General features: G+C 63.1%; 10 protein-coding genes and 1 tRNA gene. 10 read left to right on the top strand and 1 reads right to left on the bottom strand.

The annotated features are described in order from the left end of the window. Positions 1–9: 9 nt before the first annotated feature. Positions 10–1,224 (bottom strand): pyridoxal phosphate-dependent aminotransferase, encoded by a 1,215-nt coding sequence (locus ACRQFC_RS03685; protein WP_284883274.1) that lies wholly within the window; start codon positions 1,222–1,224, stop codon positions 10–12. A gap of 195 nt (positions 1,225–1,419) precedes the next feature. Between ACRQFC_RS03685 and ACRQFC_RS03680 the strand changes: the two genes are divergently transcribed. The 10 genes from ACRQFC_RS03680 (at position 1,420) to rpoB (ending at position 12,637) form a co-directional block, all read left to right on the top strand. Continuing rightward, positions 1,420–1,492 (top strand) — tRNA-Trp (locus tag ACRQFC_RS03680). Between the two features lie 55 nt (positions 1,493–1,547). Further along, positions 1,548–1,787 (top strand): preprotein translocase subunit SecE, encoded by a 240-nt coding sequence (gene secE / locus ACRQFC_RS03675; protein ID WP_016443121.1) that lies wholly within the window; start codon positions 1,548–1,550, stop codon positions 1,785–1,787. A 42-nt stretch (positions 1,788–1,829) separates the two neighbouring features. Continuing rightward, positions 1,830–2,681 carry a transcription termination/antitermination protein NusG gene (gene nusG / locus ACRQFC_RS03670; protein ID WP_284883275.1) on the top strand — a complete coding sequence of 284 codons (852 nt, stop codon included), beginning with the start codon at positions 1,830–1,832 and terminating at the stop codon, positions 2,679–2,681. Positions 2,682–2,918: 237 nt separating this feature from the next. After that, positions 2,919–3,353, top strand: a complete 435-nt coding sequence (rplK, locus tag ACRQFC_RS03665; protein ID WP_016443119.1) for a 50S ribosomal protein L11 — start codon at positions 2,919–2,921, stop codon at positions 3,351–3,353. A gap of 175 nt (positions 3,354–3,528) precedes the next feature. After that, positions 3,529–4,230 (top strand): 50S ribosomal protein L1, encoded by a 702-nt coding sequence (rplA, locus tag ACRQFC_RS03660; RefSeq protein ID WP_087070531.1) that lies wholly within the window; start codon positions 3,529–3,531, stop codon positions 4,228–4,230. A 174-nt stretch (positions 4,231–4,404) separates the two neighbouring features. Beyond that, positions 4,405–5,736, top strand: coding sequence for a glycosyltransferase family 39 protein (locus ACRQFC_RS03655; RefSeq protein WP_087070532.1), 1,332 nt, complete (start codon positions 4,405–4,407; stop codon positions 5,734–5,736). Positions 5,737–6,091: 355 nt separating this feature from the next. After that, positions 6,092–6,613 (top strand): 50S ribosomal protein L10, encoded by a 522-nt coding sequence (gene rplJ, locus ACRQFC_RS03650; RefSeq protein WP_026428294.1) that lies wholly within the window; start codon positions 6,092–6,094, stop codon positions 6,611–6,613. A 182-nt stretch (positions 6,614–6,795) separates the two neighbouring features. After that, on the top strand, positions 6,796–7,185 hold the full coding sequence (gene rplL / locus ACRQFC_RS03645) for a 50S ribosomal protein L7/L12 (protein ID WP_026428293.1): 390 nt from the start codon (positions 6,796–6,798) through the stop codon (positions 7,183–7,185). A gap of 428 nt (positions 7,186–7,613) precedes the next feature. Beyond that, positions 7,614–8,702, top strand: coding sequence for a GNAT family N-acetyltransferase (locus ACRQFC_RS03640; RefSeq protein WP_159455006.1), 1,089 nt, complete (start codon positions 7,614–7,616; stop codon positions 8,700–8,702). A gap of 437 nt (positions 8,703–9,139) precedes the next feature. Then, positions 9,140–12,637 carry a DNA-directed RNA polymerase subunit beta gene (gene rpoB, locus ACRQFC_RS03635; protein ID WP_026428291.1) on the top strand — a complete coding sequence of 1,166 codons (3,498 nt, stop codon included), beginning with the start codon at positions 9,140–9,142 and terminating at the stop codon, positions 12,635–12,637. Positions 12,638–12,653 lie beyond the last annotated feature (16 nt).

Raw genomic sequence — 12,653 nt, 5'->3', positions numbered from 1 at the left:
CTCCGGCTGCTAGGCGAAGTAATCGCGCAGCCGCGCCATGCCCTCGGCTAGCTCTTCATCAGAGAGCGCGTAGGAGAAGCGCAGGAAGCCGCCCACCCCGAAGGCTTCCCCGGGCACCGCGGCAACATTAATATCGCTCAGGAGCTGATCGGCCAGCTCCAAGGAGCTCGTGGCGCGGCGGGGGCCCGCCCCGCCCAGCAGGCCTGCGACGTCGGCAAAAACATAGAAGGCGCCATCCGGGGGCGCGACCTCCACCCCGTCGATACTGGCCAGTTCGCGCACGATGCGGCCGCGGCGGCGCGCGAAACCTTCGCGCATTTCCTCGATGCGGTCGCGCGGGCCGGTGAGCGCGGCGATGGTGGCCCGCTGCGCCACGTTATTGACATTCCCGGTCAGATGCGAATGCACCCGCTTGACCGCGGCCATCACATCCGCCGGGCCGTAGAGCCACCCAACCCGCCAGCCCGTCATCGCGAAGGACTTCGAAACCCCGCCGATCACCAGGGTCTGCTGGGCCAGCTCGGGCACTTCGGCCAGCGGGTAGGCGGTGCGCACGCCGTCGTAGGTGAGGTGTTCGTAAATTTCATCGACCACCAGCCAAATCCCGTGCTCAAGGGCCCAAGCGCCAATAGCGCGCACTTCCGCGGCGCTGTAAACCGCGCCGGTCGGATTGGTGGGCGAGCACAGCAGCAGCGCCTTCGTTTTCTCGGTGCGGGCGGCCTCGAGCTGCTCCACGCTCACCTTGAAGCCCTGCGCCGGGGGCGCGTACACCTCGGTCACGGTACCGCCGAAGAGCTTAATGACTTCCGGGTAGGTCACCCAGTAGGGGGAGGGGAGGAGCACGTTATCGCCCGGGTCGATGAGCGCCGCCCACGCTTCGAAATTGGCCTGTTTCGCCCCATTAGTAACGACGACGCAGCTCGGGTCAATCCGCACCCCGGCATCGAAAGCGACTTTGGCGCAAATCGCCTCGCGCAGTTCCGGCAAGCCGTTGGGGTCGGAGTATTTGTGATTACGGATATCGCCGGTGGCGGCGGCCGCGGCGGCAACAATATGATCCGGGGTGGGGAAATCCGGTTCCCCGGCCCCGAAGGAAATAATGGGGCGGCCGGCGGCCCGCAGCTCACGCTGGCGGGCATCCACCGCGAGGGTGGCGGAGGGAGCAAGGGCTTCCAGGCGCGCGGAAACGCGGCGCGGGGTACGGGGGCTCGGTGTAGTACTCACCCTCCCATTAAACACTGTCCCGGATGCGGCTGTGACCTTTCTCCAAGGGAAGTGCTGGAAGTGGACGGCCGGGGCGTTATCGACTATGCTATTCCGGGTATGACGGCCTCGCGGTCGTGATACTCCAACGTCCACCTGGCGGCCGGAGCTCGCGGAGCACCCCGGTTTCAGGCATAATGGTGGAGTTGCCAACCTAGGGTAGTGGCGCAATTGGTAGCGCATCGGTCTCCAAAACCGGCGGTTGGGGGTTCGAGTCCCTCCTACCCTGCTCCTGCCCCGCCAATACTGACGGGGCATTGTTACGACGAGGAAAAGGACGCACTGTGAAGGAAGTTGCAGCATCCAAGTCCTCCAAGGGCGCTGCGGAGAAGAAGGGCTTCTTTGCCCGGCTCGCGCAGTTCTTCCACGAAATCTTCGGTGAATTGAAGCGCGTCCAGCGCCCCTCCCGGGAGGAACTGGGGCAGCTGTTCACCACGGTGGTGCTCTTCATCCTCGCCGTGATGGTCTTTATCGGAATCTTCGATCTTATTTTCGGTCGCGCCACCGTCTGGATCTTCGGGTAGGTCCAGAACCAGGGCCGGCCCCAAGAACAGTGAGGGAACAGCGTGTCTGAGAACAATACCGCGCACGACGATCTTTTTATGGAACCGGGTGCAAGCGCGCCCGCTGAGGAGGCTGCTCCCAGCGCGGATTCCCTCACCGATACCACCACCCCGGAAAGCGTAGCCGCGGAAGAAACCGCCGGCCTGGCTTCCGAAGAAGTGCCCGAAGCCGCTGTTGAAACTGGCGAGCCGGCTGAGGAACCCGCTCCGGCTTCCTCCAAGAAGGGCAAGAAGAAGGACGGCATCGTCACCGAAGAAGAGGTGCGGGCCAAGCTCAAGGGCCTGGAAGGCCGCTGGTACGTTCTCCACACGTATTCCGGTTACGAAAAGCGCGTCAAGCAGGACTTGGAAGTCCGCATTGTCTCCATGAATATGGAGGACTACATCTTCCAGATCGAAGTCCCCATGGAAGAAGTCTTCGAAGTGCGCCGCGGGCAGCGCAAGCTGGTATCGCGGGTGCGCATGCCCGGTTACGTGCTCATTCGCATGAACCTCACCGATGACTCCTGGCGCGTGGTGCAATCCACCAATGGCGTGACCGGATTCGTGGGCAACGGCCGTACCCCGGTGGCCCTCACCTTTGATGAGGTTGTCACCATGCTGACCCCGGTGGTGGAAGCCGCCGCGGCAGACGAAGCACGCGCCGCGGGCCTGCCCACCGGCGCCACTCCGGAAACCATCGCTCCCTTCGAAGTGGGCGATCCGGTTACCCTCACCGCCGAACCATGGGCCGGAATGCCGGCCACCGTCTCGGAAATCGACGCGGAAAACCAGCGCCTCACCGTGATGATGACGCTCGTCGGTCAGGAAACCCCGGTGGAGCTCTCCTTCGCCCAGGTGCGCAAGGAAGACTAAGTTCCACGTGGCCGCTGCGGCGGCGTCGTACTTCCGTAACCTGCGCACGCATAGACGTAAGGGTGTAGAAACGCGAGTACGCCGGCAACGCAGGCTCGTATCTCGCGCAATGTAACACAAGCTCCGCGGTGTGTCTCACACAGGCGGGGCTTTGTGCATCGCTTACTTTCCCGTAATATAGATAGGCGTGCCGTCGCTAGCCATTGCGACGGCTGTTCAATGAGAAAAGGACCAGATATGGCACCGAAGAAGAAGGTTGCAGGCTTCATTAAGCTACAGATTCCTGCCGGCCAGGCCACCCCGGCCCCGCCGGTTGGTCCGGCTCTCGGTCAGCACGGCGTGAACATTGTTGAGTTCACGAAGGCGTACAACGCCGCGACCGAATCCCAGCGCGGAAACATCGTCCCGGTGGAAATCACCGTCTACGAAGACCGCACATTTGATTTTGTTCTCAAGACCCCGCCGGCGGCGCAGCTCATCAAGAAGGCTGCCGGGGTGCAGAAGGGTTCGCCCACTCCGCACACCCAGAAGGTTGGGCACCTCACGGCCGATCAGCTTCGCGAAATCGCGAAGATCAAGGAGCCGGACCTCAATGCGAACGACATTGACAACGCCGCCCGCATTATCGCCGGCACCGCCCGCTCCATGGGCATCACCTCGGACGCTATCTAAATAGCGCGTGCTGGAAGGCGGCAGCGCCGTCGTTCCACCGCAATCCGAGACCACAACGTAACCGGAGCTAAGAGCATCGAGCAACCGCGCTCTTAGACTCCGCAGGTTCCCGAGTGGAACCGTGGAAGGGCCACGCAGGCTCGCTGACCACACCTGCACTAAAGGAGAAGCAGAAATGGCAAAGCGCTCGAAGGCATACCGCGCCGCAGCAGAAAAGATTGCGCCCGGTGTGCTCTACACCCCCGTGGAGGCAATGCGCCTCGCGAAGGAAACGTCCGTGACGAAGTTTGACGCAACCGTGGAAGTTGTGTTCCGTCTCGGCGTGGATCCGCGTAAGGCGGATCAGATGGTTCGCGGTACCGTGAGCCTGCCCAATGGCACCGGCAAGACCGCCCGGGTGATCGTCTTCGCCCAGGGCGAGCGCGCCCAGCAGGCTATTGACGCCGGCGCGGACGAAGTTGGCAGCGACGAACTCATTGAACGCGTTGCTGGCGGCTGGACTGATTTCGATTCGGCGGTGGCCACCCCGGATATGATGGGCAAGGTCGGCCGCCTCGGCCGCGTGCTCGGCCCCCGCGGCCTCATGCCGAACCCCAAGACGGGCACCGTCACCATGGACGTGGCGAAGGCCGTCAGCGATATCAAGGGCGGACGTATCGAATTCCGCGTGGATAAGAACTCCAACCTGCCCTTCATTATCGGCAACACCTCCTTCACCGAGCAGCAGCTCCTGGAGAACTACGCTGCCGCCTACGAGGAGATCATGCGTCTCAAGCCTTCCTCCTCGAAGGGTCGCTACATCCTCAAGGCTACCGTGTCCACCACGATGGGCCCCGGCATCCCGATTGATGCCACCAAGACTCGCGCCGAAGCCTAAGGGCCGGTTGGCGATTAAGCGGATATACGCGTAACGCGAAGGGCGGGGATCCTCAGGGGTCTCCGCCCTTTGTTATACGTACGGCGGTTCGCGTATCTGCGCGCATACATCGCTGTGGCGGGCGCGCGCGTTCCGCCGTTTTTTCTTGTCGTAACCGTGCTTTAGGCTAGAGCCGTGACTTTCCATCCGCGCGTACGTGACGCTTTGCTCGCCTGCCTCCTCATGCTGCTCTGCCTGGGGTGGGCGGCGTGGGCCTTCGCGCACAACCCGTCCATCAACCCGGTGGGGGAGTGGACCTACCTGGACTATTCCCTCAAGGCATCCAGTGGCACCGTCCCCGCCCCCGGGGATGTGATGGCCCCGCAGGCCCGCCAGGCCTGGGCCTGCCATGCCCCGGCCGGTACTGCCATCACCCCACCACCCTGCGATGCCTGGGATCAGGTGGCCCCGGCGGATTGGCCCTATCGCGCGGAAAACTACAATGCTTTCCACCCGCCCCTGTATTTTTTGGTCGACGGCGCCATCGCGCGCCTGGCCGGCCTGGCAGGATTGAGCTTCCTCACGGGCGCCCGCCTGGGGTCGGCGGTGCTGGTAGCCGCCGGAGTGGGGCTTTTCTACGCCGCGCTGCGCGCCTGGCGCTTGAGCCCGGTGGTGTCCTTCGCGGCGGCGCTGTTCTTCCTGGCGGTGCCCTCGGTGGCGGCCAGTGCCACCATGGTGCATAACGATGCCGTGGGCCCGCTGGCCGGCGCGGCCGCGGCATGGCTGAGCGCGCGCATCGTGGTAGGTAAGAAAACCGGCTGGGTGCTGCCCGCGCTGATAACCGCGGCTATCTGCCTCTCCCGGGTCATTTCCATCACCGGAATTTTGGCGATTCTGGTGCCGGTTACCTTGGCGATTTGTTGGCCGGGCCTGGTGGGCTTCGGGCGGGCGCAGCGGCGCCACCTCGCGGTGCTGCTCGGTACTCAGGTACTCACGGTGGCCGCCTGCTACCTGGGCTGGGATGCTATCCAGGGCGCCCGTACCCCAGAAGGCTACGTGCCCGCCATCAACGCGATCTCTACCTCGCCGGTAAGCGAGGCCAGTACTGGGCGGCTCCTTCTCAGCCTTCTCAATCCCTACGGCCTAACCAATCCCGCGGCGAAATACCACTTTTCCCCGGAGCTCATCTCCGCTCCCACCCAGATCTGGGGCACGGTGGCCTATGTTGTTCTGCTGGTCGGACCGCTCCTCGCGCTGGTGGCGGGGCTGCGCTCGGTGCGCGGGCGGGTGCTCGGTCTATCGGGCGCTACCGGGCCACTTATTGTGGGCGTGGTGGTCCAGGCGCGGGAAATTATCAACGGCGGTCTTTACTTCCGTTCCATTCCGCGCCGCTACGGGATCGCCAATGTGGCAGGGGCACTGGCCGCTATCGCCCACCTGGCAGACCGGCCCATCTGGCGCGGTGTGCTCATGGGGGCCGGGGCGCTGGGGTACCTGTGTTTGCTCGCCGGGCCGGTGTGGGCGTAGCTGCGCCGTCGTACCTATATGGACCGGGCCAGCGCACGCTATATGTACGCCTTCAGTGCGTGTGCCGGACCGCCGGCGGTGCACGGGCCGGAAGTGGATCTTCGCGGAGGGCCACCTATCCGCGCCCGTGAGGCAAGCCACGCGGATCGGCCTTGGCGTGGCCGCGCGAAAACGATAGACTAACCGATGCCAAAGACCGCAGGTTCCAACGGGATCAAACTCGCACCGCGAGGCCAGCGCAGGTAAGAACAGAGCTAAATGTTGCCGTGCTCACGGCAGGTCATCCAAGCCCCGTGCCTTACCGCGCGGGGCTTTTTCGTTGCCGATCCTGCGGGTAAGACCGGAAGGAGGCCCCATGGCACGGACCGATAAGTCTGCAGCGATTGCGGAACTCAAGGAGCTCTTCGAGAACTCCACCGCTGTGCTGTTTACTGAGTACCGTGGCCTGACGGTCGGCCAGATGAAAGATCTGCGCCGGTCGTTCCAGGGTGGAGCTGTCTACAAGGTCGCCAAGAACACCCTTCTTGATATCGCCGCGAAGCAGGCCGGAGTCGAGGTAGCGGAGGGGACCTTCCAGGGTCCGACCGCCGTTGCTTTCGTCACCGGTGAAGCTCCGGAAGCCGCGAAGGCCCTCAAGACCTTCGCCAAGGAGAACGAAGCCCTTATCCTCAAGGGCGGCGTGATGGACGGCGCCCAGCTGTCCGCAGACGACGTCAAGCAGCTCGCGGAACTCGAATCCCGCGAAGTCCTGCTGGCCAAGTCCGCCGGTGTTCTCAAGGCGCTCATGTACCAGGCAGCGTACGTACTCAACGCGCCGGCCACCAAGGCCGTTCGCACCATCGACGCCTTGCGCGCCAAGCAGGAAGCGGCTGCGTAGCCACTTCCACCTCGGAATATCACGGGTATCGAATAGCGACTATCACGGATATTTCGGAGTTTTCGCGGCTCGGCATACGCGTCGCGGAGCGGCCCCCAGCCGCGCACCCAGTTAGATCTGCACGGCAGGTATTTCTGCCCATCAGATAGAGTCTGCTCGCTAGAGCGGAAAGGAAGGCCATCATGGCTAAGCTCTCGACCGAAGAGCTCATTGCAGCTTTCAAGGAGCTCACCCTCGTTGAGCTCAACGATTTCGTCAAGGCGTTCGAAGAGGAATTCGACGTTGAAGCCGCGGCTCCCGTTGCCGCCGTTGCCGCTCCGGCCGCTGCCGGTGGCGACGCCGGTGCTGCCGCCGAAGAGAAGTCCGACTTCGATGTTGTTATCGAAGCCGCTGGCGACAAGAAGGTTGCGGTCATCAAGGAAGTCCGCGCCCTCACCTCCCTCGGCCTCAAGGAAGCCAAGGACCTCGTGGACTCGGCTCCCAAGGCCGTCCTCGAAGGTGTGGACAAGGACACCGCCGAAAAGGCCAAGGAAGCCCTCGAGGGCGCCGGCGCCACCGTTACCCTCAAGTAACACGGCACGCCGAAAACTCGGCTAATCGGCTGAAAAATCAGCCATCGGCGCGCGGGCTTCACGCCCGCCCTCCACTCCACAAGCGGATACGCCCCGGCGTATCCGCTTGTTTGGTTTCCGTGATGTGAGACCCCGTGCTATTGGCCGTCCGGCGCCGTGCTGGATCGCAAAGTGGTACTGGAGCTACAGTCAAACCACGATTTTCTGTCGTGGAGTACCACTTTGTCAGTCCCGATGTTCTCCAGTACCACTTTGTCGCGATGGTACGCACGAAGGTTGTTCCCGGCTACACTGGCACGGGTGAGCATCGGCGCACAGGCGGATGCGAGGCCCGAGGCAGGGCCGGAAACGGATACCAGCTCGCCCCGGAAACGAGCCGGGACGAGCCCGGAAACGCCCCGGAAACGAGCCCGGATACAAACTCAACGATGATAACGAAGACGAACGTGAAGATGACGCAGGAAACAACGACGAATCACAGCCCCGAATCGTGCTTAAACCAGAGCTCCGAATCGCCCCAGGAGCAAACCCTGAACCCGGGCTCAAAGAAGAGCCCGAGTCAGACCCCGGAGCAAAGCCCGAACCAGCGCTCAAGCGAAGCCCTGAGTTGGCGCCCCCTCACCCCGAGCGATATTCCTGCGTGGGCCGCGCTGGGCGCCGCGGATCCTTCTCTGCTCCACTCCGCCACGGAGCGCGATCTGCGCGATTTCCTCGCCAATCCTGAGGTCGATCCGGCCACTGAAACCCTCGCGCTGTACCGCGGCGATCACCTCCTCGCCGGAGCCACCGTATCCACGATGGGCGACGTCGACCAAGATGATGACCTCGATATTTATATCGGCTATGCCTGCCCGGACCTCACGTACCTCCCCGAACTCCTCAGCCGCTGCGAGCAGCTCGCCATCGGACTCGCCGAACGCTCCGAAACCCGCTATTCCGGGCTGTCGGTGCAGGTAGCGCGCGATGATGACGCAGAAGAAACCAACGCGGCGCTGGGAGAGCTCGGCTACCGCCTCACCCGCAAATACGAAGTGATGCGCCGCCCGGCCGCGCAAATCCCTACCGTCCACATCGACGGCGTGACCTTCCGCGCCCCCACCCTCGCCGACGAAGAACCGCTGCGCCTCGCCCACGCCGAAGCTTTCCGTGACCACTACGGGCGTTACGATTACGAGGCCGCATCCTGGCACTCCTTCCTCACCGGGTGGCGCATGCGCCTGGACTGCTCCGTCGTGGCGCTCAGCGAAGAAACCGGCGCGGTAGTGGGCTACGCGCTCGCCAATGACTACGGCACCGAGCTCTATATCGAATATCTCGGCTCGCTGCGGGCCGTGCGCGGGCGCGGGGTGGGCGGCCAGCTTGTGGACCGGGTCATCACCAATGCGGCACGGGCCGGGTATGCCACCGTAGGGCTGGACGTGGATACCCATAGTTCCACCGGGGCCGGCCGGCTGTACACCGCCCACGGGTTTGAAGGCTACTGCGCCGAGGTGACCCTCGAAAAACGCTTGCGCTAGAGGAGGTGACCACGCGGGACTGCGGCGTCGTCGTGCTACCGGAACGCCCCGAGCAACGGCGCCCCGGCGCACGCAAGCTCGCCACCCGGCCCGGGCCGCGCCACATACGCACGCACCCGCAGACCTGCGCGAACGCCCCGCGCCCCGGCGCCCCGGCGCGCCCGCACTTGCATGTACGCCGTTCTTGTGCGAAAGTACTTTCGGACGATGAAGTTCAGATGAGATACCGGCACCGCCAAGCGCTGGTATCCCTATGTGTGACCCCTCGCATAGGCCTGGGGTCTTGGTTCTTGCCGTTAAAACGTGTAGTGTAGAAACTTGCGTTGACACTCCTATGCCCTTGATCACCTCCGCAGCGCTTTTCGGCGTGATATCGCGGTTTTCGGTGAGGGTGACTGGATTGTCCTTCTGCCAGATTCGTCAGGGAAGGATCCACTTTGGCTGCTTCGCGCACATACTCGCTCGCTGCACATAACGGCAAGCCGGTTGTTGACCGCGTATCTTTCGCGAAAATCCATGAACCACTGCAAGTGCCGAATTTGCTCGGCCTCCAAACCGATAGTTTCGGTTGGCTGATCGGCTCGGATAAATGGGTCGCGGAAAACCCCGGCGTTCAGTCCGGGCTCGAAGAAATCTTCGAAGAAATTTCCCCGATCGAAAATGCCGCGCAAACCATGGGCCTGGTGCTCTCCGCCCCGCATCTCGAGGAACCGAAGTACTCCATCCTCGAATGCCGCGAACGCGATCTCACCTACTCGGCCCCCCTGTACGTCACCGCGGAATTCCAGAACTACGAAACGGGCGAAATCAAGTCGCAGACCACCTTCATTGGCGACTTCCCGCTCATGACGGACCGCGGTACCTTCATCGTGAACGGTACCGAGCGTGTAGTGGTGTCCCAGCTGGTGCGTTCCCCGGGCGTGTACTTCGAGCGCACCGCGGATAAGACCTCCGATAAGGATATTTACAACACCAAGGTGATTCCCTCCCGCGGCGCCTGGCTGGAATTCGAAATCGATAAGCGCGATGCGGTGGGCGTGCGCGTGGACCGCAAGCGTAAGCAGTCCGTGACTGTCTTCCTCAAGGCCCTGGGCATGACGGAATCGGAAATTCGCGAAACCTTCTCCGAATTCCCCATCCTCATTGACACCCTGGAAAAGGACACCGTCCACAACCAGGAAGAAGCCCTGCAGGATCTCTACCGCAAGCTGCGCCCGGGTGAACCGCCCACAGCGGAAGCGGGCCGTACCCTGCTCAATAACTTCTACTTCAACCCCAAGCGGTACGACACCGCGAAGGTGGGGCGCTACAAGATCAACAAGAAGCTGGGCCTGCCGGAGGATAACACCGCTCGCCAGCTCACGCTCACGGATATCACCGCGGCGCTGCGCTACCTGCTTGCCCTCCACCAGGGCATGGATCGCATGGGGGAGGACGGCGAATTCCCGACCATCCTGTGCGCCGAAGGTGCCACCCCGGTGCGCGTGAGCACCGATGATATTGACAACTTCTCCAACCGGCGCGTGCGCGCGGTCGGTGAGCTCATCCAGAACCAGGTCCGCACCGGTTTGGCGCGCCTGGACCGGATGGTGCGCGAACGCATGACCACTCAGGAAGTGGAAGCGATTACGCCCTCCTCGCTCATCAATATCCGCCCGATTGTCGCCGCGATTAAGGAGTTCTTCGGAACGTCCCAGCTTTCGCAGTTCATGGATCAGAACAACCCGCTGGCGGGCCTGACCCACAAGCGCCGCCTCTCGGCCCTCGGCCCGGGCGGTCTGTCCCGTGATCGCGCGGGCATGGAAGTGCGCGACGTGCACCCCTCGCATTACGGGCGCATGTGCCCCATCGAAACTCCGGAAGGTCCGAACATCGGCCTCATCGGTTCGCTGGCCTCCTTCGCGCAGATCAATTCCTTCGGCTTCATCGAAACGCCCTACCGGCGCGTGGTCGATGGCCGGGTCACGAACGAGATCGATTACCTCCAGGCCGGGGACGAAGATAACCACAATATCGCCCAGGCCGAAGCGCCCATCGACGCGGACGGCCACTTCCTGGAAGAAGAAGCGCTCGTGCGCGTTCCGGGCGGCGAACCGGCCCTCGTTCCGGTGGACGAAATCGATTACATGGACGTGTCCGCGCGCCAGATGGTTTCCATCGGTACCGGCATGATTCCCTTCCTCGAGCACGACGATGCCAACCGCGCCCTCATGGGTGCGAATATGCAGCGCCAGGCCGTGCCGCTCATCCGCCCGGTTTCCCCGTACGTGGGAACCGGCTGGGAGATGCGTTGCGCGGTTGACTCCGGTGACGTGACGGTGGCCGCGGCCCCCGGCGTGGTCACCGAAGTGGATGCCGACGCCGTGCACGTGGAACAGGACGACGGCCGCCACGTCATCTACAAGATGTCCAAGTTCGAACGTTCCAACCCCGGCAACTGCATTAACCAGCGCGTGGTCGTTTCCGCTGGGGACCGCCTGGAAGCGGGAACTCTTATTGCCGACGGCGCAGCTACCGAAGGTGGCGAACTCGCGCTGGGGCAGAACTTGCTCGTGGCCTTCATGTCCTGGAATGGCTACAACTACGAAGACGCCATCATCCTCTCCGAGCGCTGCGTGCGCGATGACCTCCTCACCTCGATCCACATCGAGGAACACGAGGTCGATGCGCGTGATACCAAGCTCGGCCCGGAGGAAATCACCCGCGATATCCCCAATGTGTCTGAGGAAATGCTTTCGCATCTCGATGATCACGGGATTATTCGCATCGGTGCGGAAGTGCGCGCCGGCGATATCATCGTGGGCAAGATTACCCCCAAGGGGGAAACCGAACTCACCAGCGAAGAGCGCCTGCTGCGCGCCATCTTCGGGGAGAAGGCCAAGGAAGTTCGCGATACCTCGCTGCGCGTCCCGCACGGCGAATCCGGCATCGTCATCGATATCCGCCAGTTCGATAAGGAAAATAACGACGAACTGCCCTCGGATGTTAATGAGACCGTTCGCGTGTACATCGCCCAGCGCCGCAAGATCACGGTGGGCGATAAGATGGCCGGCCGCCACGGAAATAAGGGCGTTATCTCCCGCATTCTTCCGGTGGAAGATATGCCCTTCATGGAAGACGGCACCCCGGTTGATATCATCCTCAACCCGCTGGGCGTTCCCGGCCGCATGAACCTCGGCCAGGTGTACGAACTGCACCTGGGTTGGGTGGCTTCCCGCGGGTGGGATGCCAGCGCCGCCCGGGAAGCGGGTGAAGAATGGGCCCTGCGCCTGCCCGAAGATACCGTCAAGGCCGCCCCGGGTACCCGGGTTGCCACCCCGGTATTCGACGGCCTCCAGGCCGATGAGCTGGACGGACTGCTCCAGTCCACCCTCCCGGATGCGGAAGGCCACACCCTGGTCAATCGCTTCGGCAAGGCCCGGCTCTTCGACGGGCGCACCGGCGATCCCTTCCCGGATCCGGTCTCGGTTGGCTACATGTACATGCTCAAGCTGCACCACCTCGTGGATGATAAGATCCACGCCCGGTCCACCGGTCCGTACTCGATGGTGACCCAGCAGCCCCTGGGCGGTAAGGCACAATTCGGCGGCCAGCGCTTCGGTGAAATGGAAGTGTGGGCCCTGGAAGCTTACGGTGCCGCACACACCCTGCAGGAAATGCTCACGATCAAGTCCGACGACACCGTGGGCCGCGTCAAGGTGTACGAAGCCATCGTCAAGGGCGATAACGTCCCCGAAGCTGGTATTCCGGAATCCTTCAAGGTTCTTATGCAGGAAATGCGGTCGCTGTGCCTGAATGTGGCAGCTCTCGATGCATCCGGTCAGGTCATTGACCTCCAGGATGCAGAAGAAGATCGCATGCGCGCTGCGGCCGGCCCGGAGGAGCCCGTGCTGCAGACCGGTCTGGAGGATCTGTCCACCGGAGCCGACTTCTAAAATCTCAAATCTTCTT

Source organism: Actinotignum inguinis, assembly GCF_051265835.1.
In the GTDB taxonomy this organism is placed as follows: domain Bacteria; phylum Actinomycetota; class Actinomycetes; order Actinomycetales; family Actinomycetaceae; genus Actinotignum; species Actinotignum timonense.
Note: the sequence above shows the minus strand (reverse complement) of the source record. Positions and strands in the feature narration are given on the sequence as shown.

Bases quoted from the DNA above. Each gene is read 5' to 3' on its own strand.
- rplJ (WP_026428294.1), top strand. From the start codon at position 6,092: ATGGCACGGACCGATAAGTCTGCAGCGATTGCGGAACTCAAGGAGCTC.
- ACRQFC_RS03640 (WP_159455006.1), top strand. From the start codon at position 7,614: ATGATAACGAAGACGAACGTGAAGATGACGCAGGAAACAACGACGAAT.
- rplA (WP_087070531.1), top strand. From the start codon at position 3,529: ATGGCAAAGCGCTCGAAGGCATACCGCGCCGCAGCAGAAAAGATTGCG.
- rplK (WP_016443119.1), top strand. From the start codon at position 2,919: ATGGCACCGAAGAAGAAGGTTGCAGGCTTCATTAAGCTACAGATTCCT.
- rplL (WP_026428293.1), top strand. From the start codon at position 6,796: ATGGCTAAGCTCTCGACCGAAGAGCTCATTGCAGCTTTCAAGGAGCTC.